Annotated in this window: 15 protein-coding genes; 5 read left to right on the forward strand and 10 right to left on the reverse strand. The window is 71.3% G+C overall.

Annotated elements, in window-relative coordinates; all coding sequences use genetic code 11:
* The first annotated feature begins 20 nt into the window (after positions 1–20).
* A complete protein-coding gene (locus AB0E91_RS08415; protein ID WP_361777019.1) occupies positions 21–527 on the forward strand; it encodes a GNAT family N-acetyltransferase in 507 nt (168 codons plus the stop codon).
* 158 nt (positions 528–685) lie between these two features.
* Positions 686–994 (forward strand): PASTA domain-containing protein, encoded by a 309-nt coding sequence (locus AB0E91_RS08420; protein ID WP_361777022.1) that lies wholly within the window; start codon positions 686–688, stop codon positions 992–994.
* Positions 995–1,052: 58 nt separating this feature from the next.
* Here AB0E91_RS08420 and AB0E91_RS08425 read toward each other — a convergent pair whose 3' ends face one another.
* The 4 genes from AB0E91_RS08425 to AB0E91_RS08440 are packed head-to-tail and all read right to left on the reverse strand — an operon-like array spanning position 1,053 to position 5,406.
* On the reverse strand, positions 1,053–1,748 hold the full coding sequence (locus tag AB0E91_RS08425; RefSeq protein ID WP_361777024.1) for a demethylmenaquinone methyltransferase: 696 nt from the start codon (positions 1,746–1,748) through the stop codon (positions 1,053–1,055).
* A complete protein-coding gene (locus AB0E91_RS08430) occupies positions 1,745–2,812 on the reverse strand; it encodes an acyltransferase (protein ID WP_361777027.1) in 1,068 nt (355 codons plus the stop codon). Before AB0E91_RS08430 ends, AB0E91_RS08425 begins: the two co-directional genes overlap by 4 nt.
* Positions 2,813–2,872: 60 nt before the next feature.
* The gene (locus AB0E91_RS08435) at positions 2,873–5,158 is read right to left on the reverse strand and encodes a bifunctional polysaccharide deacetylase/glycosyltransferase family 2 protein (RefSeq protein ID WP_361777030.1); all 2,286 of its coding nucleotides are present in this window, start codon (positions 5,156–5,158) and stop codon (positions 2,873–2,875) included.
* 14 nt (positions 5,159–5,172) lie between these two features.
* Positions 5,173–5,406 (reverse strand): hypothetical protein, encoded by a 234-nt coding sequence (locus AB0E91_RS08440; protein WP_361777032.1) that lies wholly within the window; start codon positions 5,404–5,406, stop codon positions 5,173–5,175.
* A gap of 348 nt (positions 5,407–5,754) precedes the next feature.
* On the opposite strand from AB0E91_RS08440, the gene AB0E91_RS08445 reads away from it, so the two are divergent.
* Complete coding sequence (locus AB0E91_RS08445; RefSeq protein WP_361777034.1) at positions 5,755–6,735, forward strand: chitinase; 981 nt, start codon at positions 5,755–5,757, stop codon at positions 6,733–6,735.
* Positions 6,736–6,763: 28 nt separating this feature from the next.
* On the opposite strand, the gene AB0E91_RS08450 is transcribed toward AB0E91_RS08445, so the two are convergent.
* The 5 genes from AB0E91_RS08450 to AB0E91_RS08470 all read right to left on the reverse strand — a co-directional run bounded on the left by AB0E91_RS08450 (position 6,764) and on the right by AB0E91_RS08470 (position 12,058).
* On the reverse strand, positions 6,764–7,363 hold the full coding sequence (locus AB0E91_RS08450; protein WP_361777037.1) for a hypothetical protein: 600 nt from the start codon (positions 7,361–7,363) through the stop codon (positions 6,764–6,766).
* 7 nt (positions 7,364–7,370) lie between these two features.
* Positions 7,371–8,585 carry a cyclic dehypoxanthinyl futalosine synthase gene (mqnC, locus tag AB0E91_RS08455; RefSeq protein WP_361777040.1) on the reverse strand — a complete coding sequence of 405 codons (1,215 nt, stop codon included), beginning with the start codon at positions 8,583–8,585 and terminating at the stop codon, positions 7,371–7,373.
* Between the two features lie 123 nt (positions 8,586–8,708).
* A complete protein-coding gene (locus AB0E91_RS08460; protein WP_361777043.1) occupies positions 8,709–9,428 on the reverse strand; it encodes an A24 family peptidase in 720 nt (239 codons plus the stop codon).
* Positions 9,425–11,137, reverse strand: coding sequence for a serine/threonine-protein kinase (locus AB0E91_RS08465; protein WP_361777046.1), 1,713 nt, complete (start codon positions 11,135–11,137; stop codon positions 9,425–9,427). Before AB0E91_RS08465 ends, AB0E91_RS08460 begins: the two co-directional genes overlap by 4 nt.
* Before the next feature lie 72 nt (positions 11,138–11,209).
* Positions 11,210–12,058, reverse strand: coding sequence for a menaquinone biosynthesis protein (locus AB0E91_RS08470; RefSeq protein ID WP_361777049.1), 849 nt, complete (start codon positions 12,056–12,058; stop codon positions 11,210–11,212).
* A gap of 286 nt (positions 12,059–12,344) precedes the next feature.
* Here AB0E91_RS08470 and AB0E91_RS08475 point away from each other — a divergent pair, with 286 nt between their 5' ends.
* Together AB0E91_RS08475 and AB0E91_RS08480 are read left to right on the forward strand one after the other, a co-directional pair.
* Positions 12,345–12,548: a cold-shock protein gene (locus tag AB0E91_RS08475; RefSeq protein ID WP_023547521.1), complete on the forward strand. Its 204-nt coding sequence runs from the start codon at positions 12,345–12,347 to the stop codon at positions 12,546–12,548.
* A 309-nt stretch (positions 12,549–12,857) separates the two neighbouring features.
* Positions 12,858–13,523, forward strand: coding sequence for a class I SAM-dependent methyltransferase (locus tag AB0E91_RS08480; protein ID WP_361777053.1), 666 nt, complete (start codon positions 12,858–12,860; stop codon positions 13,521–13,523).
* A 6-nt stretch (positions 13,524–13,529) separates the two neighbouring features.
* Here AB0E91_RS08480 and AB0E91_RS08485 read toward each other — a convergent pair whose 3' ends face one another.
* On the reverse strand, positions 13,530–15,416 hold the full coding sequence (locus AB0E91_RS08485) for an AMP-binding protein (protein ID WP_361777392.1): 1,887 nt from the start codon (positions 15,414–15,416) through the stop codon (positions 13,530–13,532).
* Between the last annotated feature and the right edge of the window lie 42 nt (positions 15,417–15,458).

The raw sequence follows: 15,458 nt of genomic DNA on the forward strand, positions 1-15,458 counted from the left end.
ACCGGCTGAAGGGCAGAACCGTGAACCGAACTCACCCCGTGGTACGGCTGCGTGTGCCCACCGACGAGGACGCCTTCGTCTGGCACCGGGTGTTCGACGATCCCGACGTCATGGAGTTCCACGGAGGCCGCGGCGCCGAGCTGTCGGTGTACGAGGAGCTGACCGCGCGGCAGCGGCGGCACGACGCGGAGCTGGGGTTCTGTCTGTGGTCCGTGCTCGACCCCGCCGGGGAGGTCGTCGGCTTCACCGGGGCGCAGCCCTGGCCGCACGCGTGGGGACCGGCCGGTGAGATCGAGATCGGCTGGCGGCTCGGGCGCGCCCACTGGGGGCGGGGGTACGCGACGGCTGCGGCGGAGGCGACGCTGGAGCGGTTGCGCTCCGCGGGTGTGGCGGGGGTCGTCGCGATGGTCGACGCCGAGAACGTGCGGTCCATCGCTGTGGCGGAGCGGCTGGGGATGCGGGTCGTGGAGACGTTCACGACTCCGTCGTCGGAGCGGCGGGGGCACTGTTACCGGCTTGCGCTGTGAGTGGTGGGTCGGCCGGGGCCTGTGGGCGGCTTTCCGTAACAGAGAGTAACTAACTGTTACAGAAAGACACTTGCCGCTTCCGGGCACCCCTTCGCAGAGTTACCCTTCCAGTACCGCTGGGGGTGACATCTGTGCGCATACCACCCAAAACATCCGAGGTGCGTGTCCCTCGTCTGGTCGGGCTGATGGCCGTGGACGCGCGGGAGACGGCCAGAGCGCGGGGGCTGTTCCTCAACGCCCCCGACCGGCCGGACTTCGCCCGCACCGTCGTCGACTACGTCGTACGCCAGTACCCGGCGCCCGGGGCCGAGGTGCCGCCGGACTCCATGGTGTACGTCTGGTTCGACTTCGGGGAGGGCGAGGGGGGCGGGGGCGTGCGGGAGCCCCGGCTGCCCCGGCCGCCGTCCGGTGGACTTCAGCGGGAGTTGGGGGAGCCGGGGGACGCGTTCGAGGTGGTCGGGGGCTGAGGTGCGTCGTCCCGGGGTGCTGTGTGCCCTGGGTCGAGGTGCGTTGCCCTGCGCGCTCTCAGGCCTCCTTGAAGCCCCGGTGCAGCGCCACCACTCCGCCCGTCAGGTTCCGCCACGCCACGCGCTCCCAGCCCGCCTTGCGCAGCTTCTCCGCCAGCCTCGGCTGGTCGGGCCAGGCGCGGATCGACTCCGCCAGGTACACGTACGCGTCCGGGTTCGACGACACCGAGCGGGCCACGGGGGGCAGGGCGCGCATCAGGTACTCCGTGTACACCGTCCTGAACGGCGTCCACGTCGGGTGCGAGAACTCGCAGATCACCACGCGGCCGCCGGGCTTGGTCACGCGGTACATCTCGCGCAGCGCGGCGTCCGTGTCCTGGACGTTGCGCAGGCCGAAGGAGATCGTGACGGCGTCGAAGGTGTCGTCCTTGAAGGGGAGTTTCGTGGCGTCGCCCGCCGTGAACGGGAGCCAGGGGTTCTTCCTCTTGCCCACCTGGAGCATCCCCAGGGAGAAGTCGCAGGGGACCACGTAGGCGCCCGTCCGCGCGAAGGGGAGCGAGGAGGTCGCCGTGCCCGCCGCGAGGTCCAGGACCTTCTGCGCGGGGCGCGCGTCCACCGCTCTCGCCACCTCCTTGCGCCAGCGACGGTCCTGGCCGAGCGACAGCACGTCGTTCGTCAGGTCGTACCGTTCCGCCACGTCGTCGAACATCGAGGCGACTTCGTGCGGCTGCTTGTTCAAGGAAGCGCGGGTCACTCGGCCATTGTTGCAGCCCGGCCCCCCGGAATCAGCCGCGGCTTCTTCCCGGCGGCCATGTCCTCCGCCCAGCCGCACGTCAGGACGAAGACGGCGAGCAGGCACCAGCCGACGCCGAACAGGAACCACTCGCTGCCGAGCGGCAGATATTCCTCGAACGCGGGCACGTCCCAGAACCGGTCGATCAGCGGGACTGCCAGGACGAGGGCGATCTCGTGCCAGAGGTAGACCGTCACCGCGCGCGCGTTGAAGACCGTGACCGTCCGGTCGAGCCTCGGGAAGCGGCTGAGCCACGCGAAGTCGATCCGCCGGTGCTCCTTGGCCCACATCAGCGGCAGCACGTAACCGGCCGACCAGAACGCCTGGGCGAGCGGGTTCTCGTCCAGGTCGTAGGTGCCGTACTCGGCCTGGTGGGCGAAGGCGTACCAGGCGCCGTACCCGAGCAGGGCGAGCGAGAGGGCCGCCACGAGGGCGGGGCTCAGCCGCCGGAGCACACCGTCGCGGTGGGCGAACCCCAGGAGCCAGCAGAAGAGGTACGTCGACAGGTCCCACAGGGCGCTGCCGAAGCGGCCGTCGGGCGGGGTCCACAGGAAGGTGAGCGCCAGGACCGGGGCGAGCGACAGCAGCAGCACCGGCAGCGGGGCGAGCCGGAAGACGCGCAGGAGCAGCGGGGAGAGCAGGACGAACCAGAGGTACGTGCGCAGGTACCAGAGGATCTCCCAGGCCTGCTGCCCCCACGCGTTGCCGGGGGGATCGCCGAGCGGCACGATCCAGTAGACGATCTGCCACCCGGGCATCCAGCCGTGGATCAGCATCGCGAGGACGACGAAGAGGCCCCAGAACCAGAAGGGCGGCAGCAGCCTGCGCAGGCGGCCCTTGAGAACCCCGGGCGCGGGACGCTGGAGGGACTTGGCCATCAGGGTGCCGGCCAGGCCGAACATGATGCCCATGGAGGGAAAGACCAGCCCGCACCAGGCCCAGCCGAAGGTGTGGTAGGTGACCACCCGGACGAGGGCCACGGCGCGGAGGGTGTCGAAATAGCGGTCCCGTCCCGCTCCGGGCATCCGGGATGTGTCCCTTCCCGCGCCGGGAGTCCGGGGCGCGGTCCTGCTGTGCGCGCCCACTCAGCTCGCCCCCGCCGGGGTGCCGACCTCACCGGTGCGCTTCAGCTTCTGCCAGCGCAGGCGGCCGCCGGTCAGGGCGGTGACACTGGAGTGGATGAGGACGAGGTACATCATCTGCCGGTAGGCCAGCTGCTGGAGGGGCATCATCAGCAGGTAGCGATACTTCTCCCGGTCGAGGCGGAACGCGTAGGCGGCGCAGACCAGTTGGAGGCCGAGGACGGCGAGCCAGGCCAGCAGGGCCGCCCAGAAGTCGACGAAGAGCATCGAGTAGACGGTGAACACGTCGATGAGCGGGGCGAAGAGCGGCGTGACGATCTGGAAGATCACCACCAGCGGCATGCCGACCCGGCCGAAGCGGCCCGAGGCGCCCTTGTCCGTGACGGACCCGCGGTGCTTCCAGAGCGCCTGCATGGTGCCGTACGACCAGCGGTAGCGCTGGGACCACAGCTGCTTGAACGAGCCGGGCGCCTCGGTCCAGGCGCGGGCGTGCTCCTGGTACACGACCTGCCATCCGGCCCGGTGCAGCGCGATGGTGATGTCGGTGTCCTCGGCGAGGGTGTCCTCGCTCATCCCGCCGGCGTCCAGGACCGCCGCGCGCCGGAACGCCCCTATCGCGCCGGGGATGGTGGGCATGCAGCCCAGCAGGTCGTACATGCGCCGGTCGAGGTTGAAGCCCATCACGTACTCGATGTGCTGCCAGGCCCCGATGAGCGTGTTCCGGTTGCCGACCTTGGCGTTGCCCGCGACGGCGCCGACGCGCGGGTCGGCGAAGGGCTGGACGAGTCGGCCCACGGTGTCGGGCTCGAAGACGGTGTCGCCGTCCATCATGACCACGATGTCGTACCGGGCGTTGCGGACACCGTTGTTGAGGGCGGCCGGTTTGCCCGCGTTCTCCTGGCGGACGATCCGGACGTTCGGCATGCCGAGCGAGTCGGCGGCGGCGCGGGCGATCTCGGACGTGCCGTCCGTGGAGCCGTCGTCCACCACGACGACCTCGATGGGATGGGTGCTTTTCGCGAGCGAGGCGAGGGTGTTGGCGATGCACTCCTTCTCGTTGTAGGCCGGGACGATCACGCTCACCGGGGTGGTGACCGGCGGGCCCCAGGAGAACCGTCGCTTGTTGCGTTGCCGGTGGTGACGGCGGGCGAGGAGCAGCATCATCCCGAAGCGGCCCATGACGGCCACGCCGACGACGGCCAGCCCGCCGGAGAGCACGGGCACGGTCCACTCGGCGACGGCGACGGCCGCGATGAGGGCCTTGCCCTCGTAGAGGGTCGTGCCGGTGGCGGTGCGGTGCGCGGCCTGGAGGCCCGAGGAGGCGGGAGCGCCCTGGCCGGCGGGCGCGTGCTCGGCGGCGGGCGCGGGTCGTTCGGCCGCCGCGGTCTGTGCCGTCCGGCTCTGCTCGCGGGCCTTTTGCAGGGCGCCGCTGACGGTGGTGAAGGTGTAGCCCTTCGCCTTCATCTTCTCGATGTACTCGGGCAGCGCCTTCAGGGTCTGCGAGCGGTCGCCGCCCGCGTCGTGGAAGAGGACGGCGGCGCCCTCGGTGCCCTTGGGCGTCGCCCACTTGACGATCCTGGAGACGCCCGGCCGCTTCCAGTCGTCGCTGTCGGTGTCCACGAACACGCTGGTGTAGCCGTCCTCGCCGAGCTTCTTGTAGACCGGCCAGCTGTAGTTGTCGATGGCGTCCGTCTCTGAGGAGTACGGAGCGCGGAACAGGGTGGTGGTGATGCCCGCCGCACCCGCGAGGGCGAGTTGCGTCTGTTCCATTTCGCGGTTGACGCGGCTCGCGCTCTGGTAGGACAGGTCGACGTGCGTGAAGGTGTGGATACCGACCTCTTCGCCCTGACCGACCATCGTCCGCACGATGCCGGGGTAGCGCGACACCATGGAGCCGACCAGGAAGAACGTGCCGGGGACGTCGTGCTCGCGGAGGATCTTGAGGACCTGTGGGGTCCATGTGGGATTCGGGCCGTCGTCGAAGGTGAGCACGATCGTCTTGGCCGGCACCGAGACCGGGGTGGCGCTGCCGCCGCGGAAGGTGAGGATCGGTCCGCCGTCCAGGACCTTGTCGGGTACCTGGTCGGAGGCGGCGCCGGTACGTACCCGCTGGTCGCCGCCGACCTCGGCGCGCAGATAGCCGTCGAGCAGCATGACGCAGGTCAGCGCGAGCAGGAGCAGCAGGGCGAGGATCGTGCGCGGGCGCTGGAGCGCGGTGGCGCGGCTCGCCGCCCGCTCGATGCGGGAGGGGGCGCGCCTGCGACCGCGGGAGGGCGTGGAAGTGGTCAACGTCGGTCGCCTGCCTACGGACGGTCGGCCCGCGCGGACGCGGGCGCGGATACGGACGGGTGCGGGGCGCCCGACGGGAGGGACGGGGGAGCACCGTCGAAGGGCAGCAGCGCGGACGGTTTCAGGGACGTCCCCCAGCCCATGAACGTGGCGCCGAGCACGCCCACGTACGCGAGGCAGACGACGCCGACGGCCAGACCGATCCGTCGCAGCACTCTGGACCGGAATCCGCTGGAGTCGACGAACACGGGCCCTCCTGCGGGCCCGTTGCAACGTTTGCCATGGCGACCGCTACGGGCGGCGCGCCTTTCGACGGCGGGTTCGGAATGCATTCCCCGGATATTAGGAAACCATCATGTGGCACTTTCTTGGCGAGAGATTTGAACCACCCGTGAGAGAAGGCGACAGGCTGTCATTTCCCTGAGGAATTGAGCGTGTCCACCATGGACGAAACGGGCGAACCGGCCATGAAACGCGGACACTTCGCCACAAAACTCCCACCGCCCGCCTCATCGGCATGTGAGACATTTCCCGTCGGGGAAAACTCGTTCTGTTTCCGTTCCGGGACAGACAAGACGAAAGCAGGTGCGTGAACGATGAGGCGTCTCCTGACCGCCGCGACCGGGCTCACCTGTGCGTTTGCACTCGCCGTGACGGGGTGCTCGCAGTCCTCGCAGCCCTCGCAGTCCGCCGCGGGGGCCGTCTCCTACGCCCCCTATGTCAGCGCGGTCGAGGCGTCCGCGACCGACTCCGCCGGAGAACCGGCCACCTACAACCTCGCCTTCGTGATCTCCGGCGACGGCACCTGCGCCCCGAAGTGGAACGGCACCGAGGCGATCGGCGACTCCGCCGTGAAGACGCGGATCGCACGGCTCGGCAAGGACGGAGCCGCCGTCCGGGTCTCCTTCGGGGGAGCCTCCGGCAAAGAACTGGCCGCCGTCTGCGGCAGCGTGTCCGCGCTGGCCGCCGTCTACGCCGACGCGTTGGACGCGGCGGGCGCCTCCAAGGCCGACTTCGACATCGAGGGCGACGAACTGACCGACTCCGCGTCCGTCGCCCTGCGCTCCCGGGCGATAGCCCAGTTGCAGCGGGAACGGCCGGACCTGGAGGTCTCCTTCACTCTCCCCGTGATGCCCTCCGGGCTGGACACGGACAGCCTCGCCCTGCTGGAGTCCGCGAACACGTACGACGTCCAGGTGTCCACCGTCAACCTCATGACGATGAATTACGGCGAGTCCTACACCGGGAACATGGGCGAGTACGCCGTCACCGCCGCCGGGGCCGCCCACACCCAGCTGGAGAAGGTGTTCGGGCTGTCGTCGGCGGCCGCGTGGCGGGGCATGGCCCTCACCTCGATGATCGGCGTCAACGACGTGGCCGGGGAGACCTTCACCCTCTCCGACGCCGCACGAGTACGGGAGTTCGCGCGGCGAAAGAACCTCGCCTGGCTGTCGATCTGGTCGGCCTTCCGGGACACGGCGTGCGCGGACGGCGAATCGGGGCGGAACGAAGCGTCGGCGAACTGCAGCGGGGTGAGCCAGCGGCCGGGGGCGTTCGGAAAGGCGTTCACAGGGTGAGCGGTTCCCCGCCCGGGGGCGGACGCGGTCAGCGGCGGCGGTACACCAGGCGGCCCGCCACCACCGTCGCCACACAGGTCCCCGCGCCCTGTTCCACCAGGGCTGCTCGGTCCACCACGTCGAACACCGCGAAGCGGGCCGGGGCGCCTGGCTTGAGGGGTGGGAGGAGGATCAGGGGGCGGGGGGAGAGGGACGGAGGGCCCGGAAGGCGGGGTGGGCGTTGGCCTACCGCCAGGCCCGCTCTGCGTACGGCGTCTGCTGCGGCTCTGGAGTGGAGTTCGCCGGCTACTGCCACCGTGCCGTGGGCCAGCATGCGCTGGACGCCTCGGCGGGCGCTGGCGCCCAGGCGGGTGGGGTCGGTGCGGAAGAGTGCGCGGGCCCGGTCTCCGGTGATGGGGGCCGTGCCGAGTTCGGCTGCCTCGCGGGGGTCCGGGTGGTAGGTGGACTCCAGGAGTTCCGGGGCGTACGGGTTCAGGAGGCCGGGGGTGAGGATGCCCGGCCAGCGCCGCACCCTGGCCTGGGGTGCGGCGGCTGTCAGGTTTTCGTACGGAGCTACGGCCACGACGGTCGCGCCGTCGATCAAGACCGCCGTCTCGGGAGAGTGTTCGGCGGTGTGAAGTGTCAGCATCGTGTGCCTAGTTGGAGGCGATCAGCTTCAGTTCCGGGTGGGCCGTGCCGCCCTCGATCGCCGTCGAGGAGATGTGGGAGACCACGCGGTCGTCGACCGGGTCGTTCGCCGGGTCGTCGTGGACCACCAGGTGTTCGTACGTGGTCGCTCGCTGCGCGGGGGTGCGGCCTGCCTTGCGGATCAGGTCGATGATCTCCAGGCGGTTGGAGCGGTGCTTGGCGCCCGCCGAGGAGACCACGTTCTCCTCCAGCATGATCGAGCCCAGGTCGTCCGCGCCGTAGTGCAGCGAGAGCTGGCCGACCTCCTTGCCGGTGGTGAGCCAGGAGCCCTGGATGTGCTGGACGTTGTCCAGGAACAGGCGGGCGATGGCGATCATGCGGAGGTACTCGAAGAGCGTCGCCTGGGTGCGGCCCTTCAGGTGGTTGTTCTCCGGCTGGTAGGTGTACGGGATGAAGGCGCGGAAGCCGCCCGTACGGTCCTGCACGTCACGGATCATGCGCAGGTGCTCGATGCGCTCGGCGTTGGTCTCGCCGGTGCCCATCAGCATGGTGGACGTGGATTCCACGCCCAGCTTGTGGGCCGTCTCCATGATCTCCAGCCAGCGCTCGCCGCTCTCCTTGAGGGGGGCGATGGCCTTGCGGGGGCGCTCCGGGAGGAGTTCCGCGCCCGCGCCCGCGAAGGAGTCCAGGCCCGCCTCGTGGATACGGGTGATGGCCTCCTCGACCGACACCTTGGAGATACGGGCCATGTGCTCGACCTCGGACGCGCCGAGGGAGTGGATGACCAGCTGGGGGAACGCCTTCTTGATGGCGCTGAAGTGCTGCTCGTAGTACTCGACGCCGTAGTCCGGGTGGTGGCCGCCCTGGAACATGATCTGGGTGCCGCCCAGCTCGACCGTCTCCGCGCAGCGGCGCAGGATGTCGTCGAGGTCGCGCGTCCAGCCCTTCTTGGTGTCCTTCGGGGCCGCGTAGAAGGCGCAGAACTTGCACGCCGTGACGCACACGTTCGTGTAGTTGATGTTCCGCTCGATGATGTACGTCGCGATGTGCTCGGTACCCGCGTACTTGCGGCGGCGTACGGCGTCGGCGGCGGCGCCCAGCGCGTGCAGGGGGGCGTCGCGGTACAGGACGAGCGCTTCTTCGGGCGTGATGCGTCCGCCCGCTGCCGCTCGGTCCAGCACGGCTGCGACATCCAAAGAAGCGAGTTCGGCCTTCTCGGTCACCGGGCGTCCCTTTCGTCAAGGGTTAATCAAGGACAGTGCGCGTAGCGCTCGAAACAAGGGTGGGGGCGGGAGACGGGTGGGCGGACCTGTTCACCCTACGCCAGCTATGGGTCTTGCCCGACTTCAAGCGCTGTAGGCCCCCGCCAGCAGGCCCAGGAACGTGCCGGTCAGGAGGAAGGGGCCGAAGGGGATCGTCGACTTGCGGTCCGCTTTGCGGAAGGCGACCAGGGTGAGGCCGTAGAGGGCGCCGGAGGCGAAGGCGGCGAGGGTGCCGAGCATCAGGGTGGGCCAGCCGTACCAGCCGAGGGCTGCGCCCAACGCCGGGGCCAGTTTCACGTCGCCGAAGCCCATGCCGGAGGGGTTGAGGAGGTGGAGGGCGAGGTAGCCGGTGCCCAGCGCGAGGGTGCCGTACAAGGCGGTGAGCCAGTGGCCCGCGTGTTCCGGGACCAGCGCGGCCAGGGCCAGGAGGGTGAGGGTGGTCGCCGCCAGGGGGAGGGTCAGCGGGTCGGGGAGGCGGCGTACGCGGAGGTCCACCGCCGCCAGGAGTACGGCCGCGGGGGCCAGGAGGAGCCATACGGCCACTTCGGGGCGGGCGCCGGTGGCCAGGGCGAGCAGCGCGCAGACCGCCGCCGTGAGCAGGGGCAGCCTCAGAGGTGTCGCTGATGTGCAGTCCGCGCAGGGGTGCGGGCCCAGCCAGCCCCTGAGGGCGTGGCCGTTCGGGCAGCGGGAGCGCCAGGGTTCGCCCTCGGGGACGGTGAAGCGGTAGGCGGCCCGGGGCAGGAGCGCGCCCGTTCCCGCGCCCCAGAGGGCGGCCACCGCCACGGGGGCCAGGTCGTCCGTCATCGGTCCGTCCTCGTCAGGTGGGCCACGGGGTTGCCCTCGGCCGAACTGTCCGACGTGTACGTCAGTTTGTCGCCTGCCGGGGTCAACTCCACTGGGTGCGGGGTGGGGTTGCAGCCCGCGTGGTTGTCGGCGGCGCCGGTGGAGGTGGCGACGATCCCGCTCTTCGTGACCTGCTTCAGGGTGAGTATGTCCGTGCAGACCGCGCCGAGTTGGTCCGTCTGGCGCATGCGGCCCAGCTCCTTGCCGACGATTGCCTGATGGATCGTCAGGTTGAAGGTGCCCGCGGGGAGGGTGCCGCCGAGTGCGGTGGCCTTGCCCTCCCAGGTGCCCAGGTAGCGGGCCGGTACGGCACCGCCTCCGGTCTCGCCGGGGGTCGGGGACGCCGAGGGCTCCGTCGCGTCGGGAGGCGGCGAGGGGGAGGCGTGGGCGGGGAGCGAGGAGGCGGGGTGGGTGGGTTCCGGTTTGCCGCCCGCCGCGTCGTGGCTCCCGCCGCCGTTCCAGGGGCGCAGCAGGGCCCCCAGGCCCACGGAGACGCCGACCAGCGCCGCCGCCACGGCCACCGCAACCGTGCAGCTCACCCGGCGGCCCCGGCCCGACTCCCCGGGCGCGGAGGCCGCCGAGACGCTGAGGGTGACCTTGCCGGGGGGTGTCGGCCCTGTGGTGGGTGTGGTGCGGTCGGGGTCGGCCGGTTCCTTCTCCGCGCCGGGCGCGGACATCACCGGTGCCGGGCCGAACTCCCCGGTCCTGGAGCCCTGTTCCGGTGGCATCAGGGCCGGGCTCGCGAACGGGACCGGGCCCGAAGGCGGTTGGGGGATTCCCTCCAGGTTCAGCAGGCTCACCGCGCTCCGGCTCACCTGCTCCAGCAGGGGAGTCGGCAGCCAGCCCGGGGTCATCAGGGTCGCCGCGCCCTCGGGCGCCAGGCGGCGGGACAGTTCGGCGGGGGTGGGGCGGGACGCGGGGTCCTTGGCCAGGCAGGCGGCCGCCAGGTCGCGCACGTCACCGGTGAGGCCGTCCAGTGCGGGCTCCTCGTGCACCACCTTGTAGAGCAGCGCCGCCGCGGAGTCACTGGCGAAGGGGGGCCTGCCGGTCGCCGCGTACGCGAGGACCGCGCCGAGGGAGAAGACGTCGGCCGCTCCGGTGACCGGGGTGCCGAGGATCTGCTCGGGGGCCATGTAGCCGGGCGAGCCGATGGAGACGCCGGTCGAGGTGAGGGAGGCGGTGCCGTCGGTGGCGCGGGCGATGCCGAAGTCGATGAGGAGGGGGCCGTCGAGCGTCAGGAGGATGTTGGACGGCTTGACGTCGCGGTGGACCAGGTCAAGGGCGTGGACGGCGGCCAGCGCCTCCGCGAGGCCCGCGCCCAGCGCCCGTACCGTCGGCTCCGGCAGCGGCCCCCGCTCGGTGACGGCGGCGGCCAGCGACGGGCCCGCCGCGTAGGCCGTCGCCACCCAGGGCACCGGCGCGTCGGGGTCGGCGTCCAGGACGGGGGCCGTCCAGGCGCCGCCGACCCGGCGCGCGGCCGCGACCTCGCGCCGGAACCTGGCGCGGAACTCCTCGTCCAGCGCGAAGTGCGGGTGGACGATCTTCACGGCGACCGTGCGGCCGCCCGCGCTGCGGCCGAGGTAGACCCGGCCCATGCCGCCGGAGCCGAGCCGGCCGAGCAGCCCGTACGGCCCGACGGCGGCCGGTTCGTCCGCTTCGAGCGGCTGCATGGCGTCCCCTCCCCCGAAGGCACCCCCGGACCCCCGTGGGCCTCGGTACGCCTACCGCCCGCAGCGTAGTGATTACGGCTGGAGGAGATCCACCTTCACGTCGGCCGCGAACCCGGTCGTCGGGCCGACGCGGCTCGCGAACTCCGTGACCGCCGCGAGCTGCGGGGCGCCGAAGCTGAAGTCGAGGGTGGTGAAGTACTGCTCCAGGGTCGCCTCGTCGAACGCCTCCCAGCGGGCGGCCTGTTCGGCCACCTTGCCGACCTCCTCCAGGGAGAGGTTGCGGGAGGCGAGGAACGCCTCGTGCACCTTGCGCGTGATCTCCGGCTCGCGCTCGGCGTAGTCACGCCGGGCCGCCCACACCGCGAAGACGAACGGCAGGCCGGTCCACTCCTTCCACAGCGCGCCCAGGTCGTGCACCTCCAGGCCGTAGCGGGGGCCGTCCAGGAGGTTGGCGCGCAGGGCCGCGTCGCCGATGAGGACGGCGGCGTCCGCCTCCTGCATCATCAGGCTCAGGTCGGGCGGGCACGTGTAGTAGTCCGGACGCACGCCGTACCGCTCGGACAGCAGCAGCTGGGCCAGGCGGACCGAGGTGCGCGAGGTCGAGCCGAGGGCGACACGCGCGCCGTCCAGCCGGTCGAGGGGGAGCTGCGAGACGATCACGCAGGACATCACGGGGCCGTCGCAGCCCACGGCGATGTCCGGGAAGGCGACCAGGTCGCCCGCGTTGCGCAGGAACTCGACGAGGGTGATCGGACCGATGTCGAGATCGCCGCGTACCAGCTGCTCGCTGAGCTTCTCCGGGGTGTCCTTGGTGAGCTCGAAGTCGAGGAGCGTGCCGGTTCTCGCGAGCCCCCAGTACAGGGGCAGGCAGTTCAGGAACTGGATGTGGCCGACGCGCGGCCGGGTGCGAGAATTGTCCACATCGCGAGACTAGACCCCGTACGACTGTCGGCCGGGACCGGCCCGGCGTCAGCGCGTCCGCCCGAGGGTTCAAACATTCGGGTGACGTGATCTTGACCTCTATTGCATTCGGGAGCCTGCGTGCTAGGCTCGCCGCAAGTTGCAGTTTGGTTTCCCTTGCAGTACAGAGCCTGCGGAGCATGTGACCGCGGGCTCTCGTCGTTTTCAGACGAATGCAGTCGTGCAGCATCGTTTCGCACTTGCAGGTTCTGGAGCAGGGCAACCCTTTTGAGCCCAAGGAGGGCTTATGGCTACCGGAACCGTGAAGTGGTTCAACGCCGAAAAGGGCTTTGGCTTCATCGCCCAGGAGGGCGGCGGCCCCGACGTCTTCGTTCACTACTCCGCGATCAACGCCAACGGTTTCCGTTCGCTCGAGGAGAACCAGCAGGTGACCTTCGACGTGACGCAGGGCCCGAAGGGTCCGCAGGCGGAGAACGTCACCCCCGCGTGATCACTCCCTGATCGCAGAACCTGAGTGCAGTACCCAAGGAGCCCCGTGCCTTCCGGCAACGGGGCTCCTGCCTTTCCCGGGGGCGCCCGGATGAATTCCCCGTGAATTCCCGCCCGCCGCATTCCCGTCGCGCGCCCGGCGTACGGATTCCGCGCGCGGAATCCGCCCCGCCTTCCGTGACGCGCCCTCACTCCGACGGACGCGTGCGGACGGGGGAATCGGCCGGGATTCCGGGCGTGCCGGGGCCGTGGCCGATACTCCTCCTCCGCCCCCGCGCCGGGGCCCGTTCACCCCGTAGGGTCCGTCCGCATGACCGACTCCCGCCTCTCCTCCGACGCCCCCGGATTCCTCACCGCCACCCGCGAGTTCTACGACGCCGTCGCCGAGGACTACGCCGCGAACTTCCGGGGCGCCTACGCCGGCCGGCCGCTCGACCGGGCCCTGCTGCGCGCGTACGCCGAACTGGTGGGACCCGGGCGGCCGGTGGCCGATCTCGGCTGCGGACCCGGAGAGGTGACCGCCCTCCTCGCCTCCCTCGGGCTCGACGTGTCCGGGCTCGACCTCTCCCCCGCCATGGTGGAGATCGCCCGTCGCGAGAACCCAGGACTGCGCTTCGAACTGGGCTCCATGCTGGAACTGGCGCTGCCCGACGGCGCGCTGGCGGGGGTCGTCTCCTGGTACTCCAGCATCCACACGCCGGTGGACCGGCTGCCCGCCCTGTTCCGCGAGTACCGGCGGGTGCTGGCGCCGGGCGGACACCTGCTGCTCGCCTTCCAGGCGGGAGACCGGCCGCGCCGCCACGAGCAGCCGTGGGGCCACCCCGTCGCCCTCGACTTCCTGCGACGCGACCCCGAGCACATGGCGGCGCTGCTCGGCGAGGCCGGCTTCGCCCTCGTCTCCCGCACGGTCCGCGAGCCCGACGAACGCCTCGGTGAGCCGGTGGCCCAGGCGTTCCTGTTCGCCACGGCCCGGTGAGCGCGGCTACGGCCCCGTGATCTGCCCCGCCCCCGCGTACAGCCCCTCCACCTCGTCCGCGAAGTCCCGCAGGATGCGGGCCCGGCGGAGTTTCATCGACGGGGTGAGGTGGCCCGCGCGTTCGGTGAAGTCGACGGGCAGGACGGTGAAGCGGCGGATGGACTCGGGGCGGGAGACGAGCTGGTTGGCCTGGTCGACGGCGTCCTGGAGGATCGCCGCCAGCTGGGGGTCGTTCAGGAGCAGTTCGGCCGGGACGGGGTGCTTGCCGTTCATCTGGCGCCAGTGGGCGAGGCCGTCGGGGTCCAGGGTGAGCAGGGCGCCGATGTAGGGGCGGCCGTCGCCGACGAGGAGGCAGTGGGAGATCAGCGGGTGCTGGCGCAGCCAGTTCTCCAGCGGGGCCGGGGCGACCGACTTGCCGCCCGCCGTGATCAGCAGCTCCTTCTTGCGCCCGGTGATGGTGAGGTAGCCGTCGTCGTCCAGCTCGCCCAGGTCCCCGGTCGGCAGCCAGCCGTCCCGGGTGGCGGGGACGACGCCGCCCGCCTGCACGTCCCAGTAGCCGCGCAGCACATGGTCGCCCGCGACCAGGATCTCGCCGTCGGCCGCGATCCTGATCCGGGTGCCGGGCAGCGGCCAGCCGACCGTGCCGATACGGGGCTTGAGCGGCGGGGTGACCGTGGAGGCGCCGGTGGTCTCGGTGAGGCCGTACCCCTCGAAGATCTCGATCCCGGCTCCGGCGTAGAACGCGGCCAGGCGGCGGCCGAGCGGGGAGCCGCCGCAGATGGCGTAGCGGACCTTGCCGCCCATGGCGGCGCGCAGACGGCGGTAGGCGAGGGGGTCGTAGATGGACCGGCTCGCCTTCAGGGAGGCGCTGGGGCCGTTCCCGGTGCCGCTGCGGCGGGCTTCCAGGGCCTCTCCGTAGCGGACGGCGGTGGCGGCGGCGCGGTCGAAGGAGGCGGCCTTGCCGGTCTCCTCGGCCTTGGCGCGGGCGGTGTTGTAGACCTTCTCCAGCATGTACGGGATGGTCAGCAGGCAGGTCGGGCGGAACGCGGCCAGGTCCGGGAGGAGATGCTCGGGCTTGAGGCTGGGCGCGTGGCCGAGCCGTACCCGGGCGCGCACGCAGGCGATGGCCACCATGCGGCCGAAGACGTGGGACATCGGCAGGAACAGCAGCACCGACGCCTCCTCGCCGGTCGTCACCTTGAAGACCGGGTGGAGCAGTTCGATGGCGTTGTCGACCTCGGCGAAGAAGTTGCCGTGCGAGAGGGCGCAGCCCTTGGGGCGGCCGGTGGTGCCGGAGGTGTAGATCAGGGTGGCGAGGGTGTCGGGGCCCAGCATGCCCCGGCGTACGGCGACCTCACCGTCCGCCGTCCGGTCGCCGACCTCGGCCAGCAGGTCCACGTGCCCGTCGTCGATCACCCACACGTGCCGCAGCCCGGGCAGCCGGCTCAGCTCGGGGGCCATGGCGGCGGCCTGCTCGCGGGTCTCGGTGATCAGGGCGACGGCGCCGCAGTCCCCGAGCATCCAACTGGTCTGGTAGACCGAGGAGGTGGGGTAGACGGGCACGGTGACCAGCCCGGCGGCCCAGGCCGCGAAGTCCAGCAGGGTCCACTCGTACCGGGTGCGGGCCATCACCGCGATCCGGTCGCCCGGCATCAGGCCCTCCGAGATCAGCCCCTTGGCGACGGCGAGGACCTCGGCGGCGAACCGCTGGGCCGTCACATCCTCCCACTCGCCGTCCGCGCCGCGTCGGCTGATCACGATCGCGCCCGGGTCCGCCTCGGCGTTCTCGAACGGCAGGTCCGCGAGCGAGCCGTGCGTCACCGGGGGCGCGAACGGCGGTACGGCGACCTCGCGTACCGCTCCGTCCAGCCGCCGGATCTCGGGCTCCACCAGGACGGGCCGGCCGTCGTAGTCGAGGGCCGAGACCGGGGGGCC

Origin of the sequence: Streptomyces sp. NPDC026659 (assembly GCF_040638245.1) — a bacterium.
Lineage (GTDB): Bacteria > Actinomycetota > Actinomycetes > Streptomycetales > Streptomycetaceae > Streptomyces.

Coding starts and splice junctions, on each gene's coding strand:
- AB0E91_RS08465 (WP_361777046.1), bottom strand. CDS start 11,137: ATGCAGCCGCTCGAAGCGGACGAACCGGCCGCCGTCGGGCCGTACGGG.
- AB0E91_RS08475 (WP_023547521.1), top strand. CDS start 12,345: ATGGCTACCGGAACCGTGAAGTGGTTCAACGCCGAAAAGGGCTTTGGC.
- AB0E91_RS08445 (WP_361777034.1), top strand. CDS start 5,755: ATGAGGCGTCTCCTGACCGCCGCGACCGGGCTCACCTGTGCGTTTGCA.
- AB0E91_RS08430 (WP_361777027.1), bottom strand. CDS start 2,812: ATGCCCGGAGCGGGACGGGACCGCTATTTCGACACCCTCCGCGCCGTG.
- AB0E91_RS08450 (WP_361777037.1), bottom strand. CDS start 7,363: ATGCTGACACTTCACACCGCCGAACACTCTCCCGAGACGGCGGTCTTG.
- AB0E91_RS08480 (WP_361777053.1), top strand. CDS start 12,858: ATGACCGACTCCCGCCTCTCCTCCGACGCCCCCGGATTCCTCACCGCC.
- AB0E91_RS08460 (WP_361777043.1), bottom strand. CDS start 9,428: ATGACGGACGACCTGGCCCCCGTGGCGGTGGCCGCCCTCTGGGGCGCG.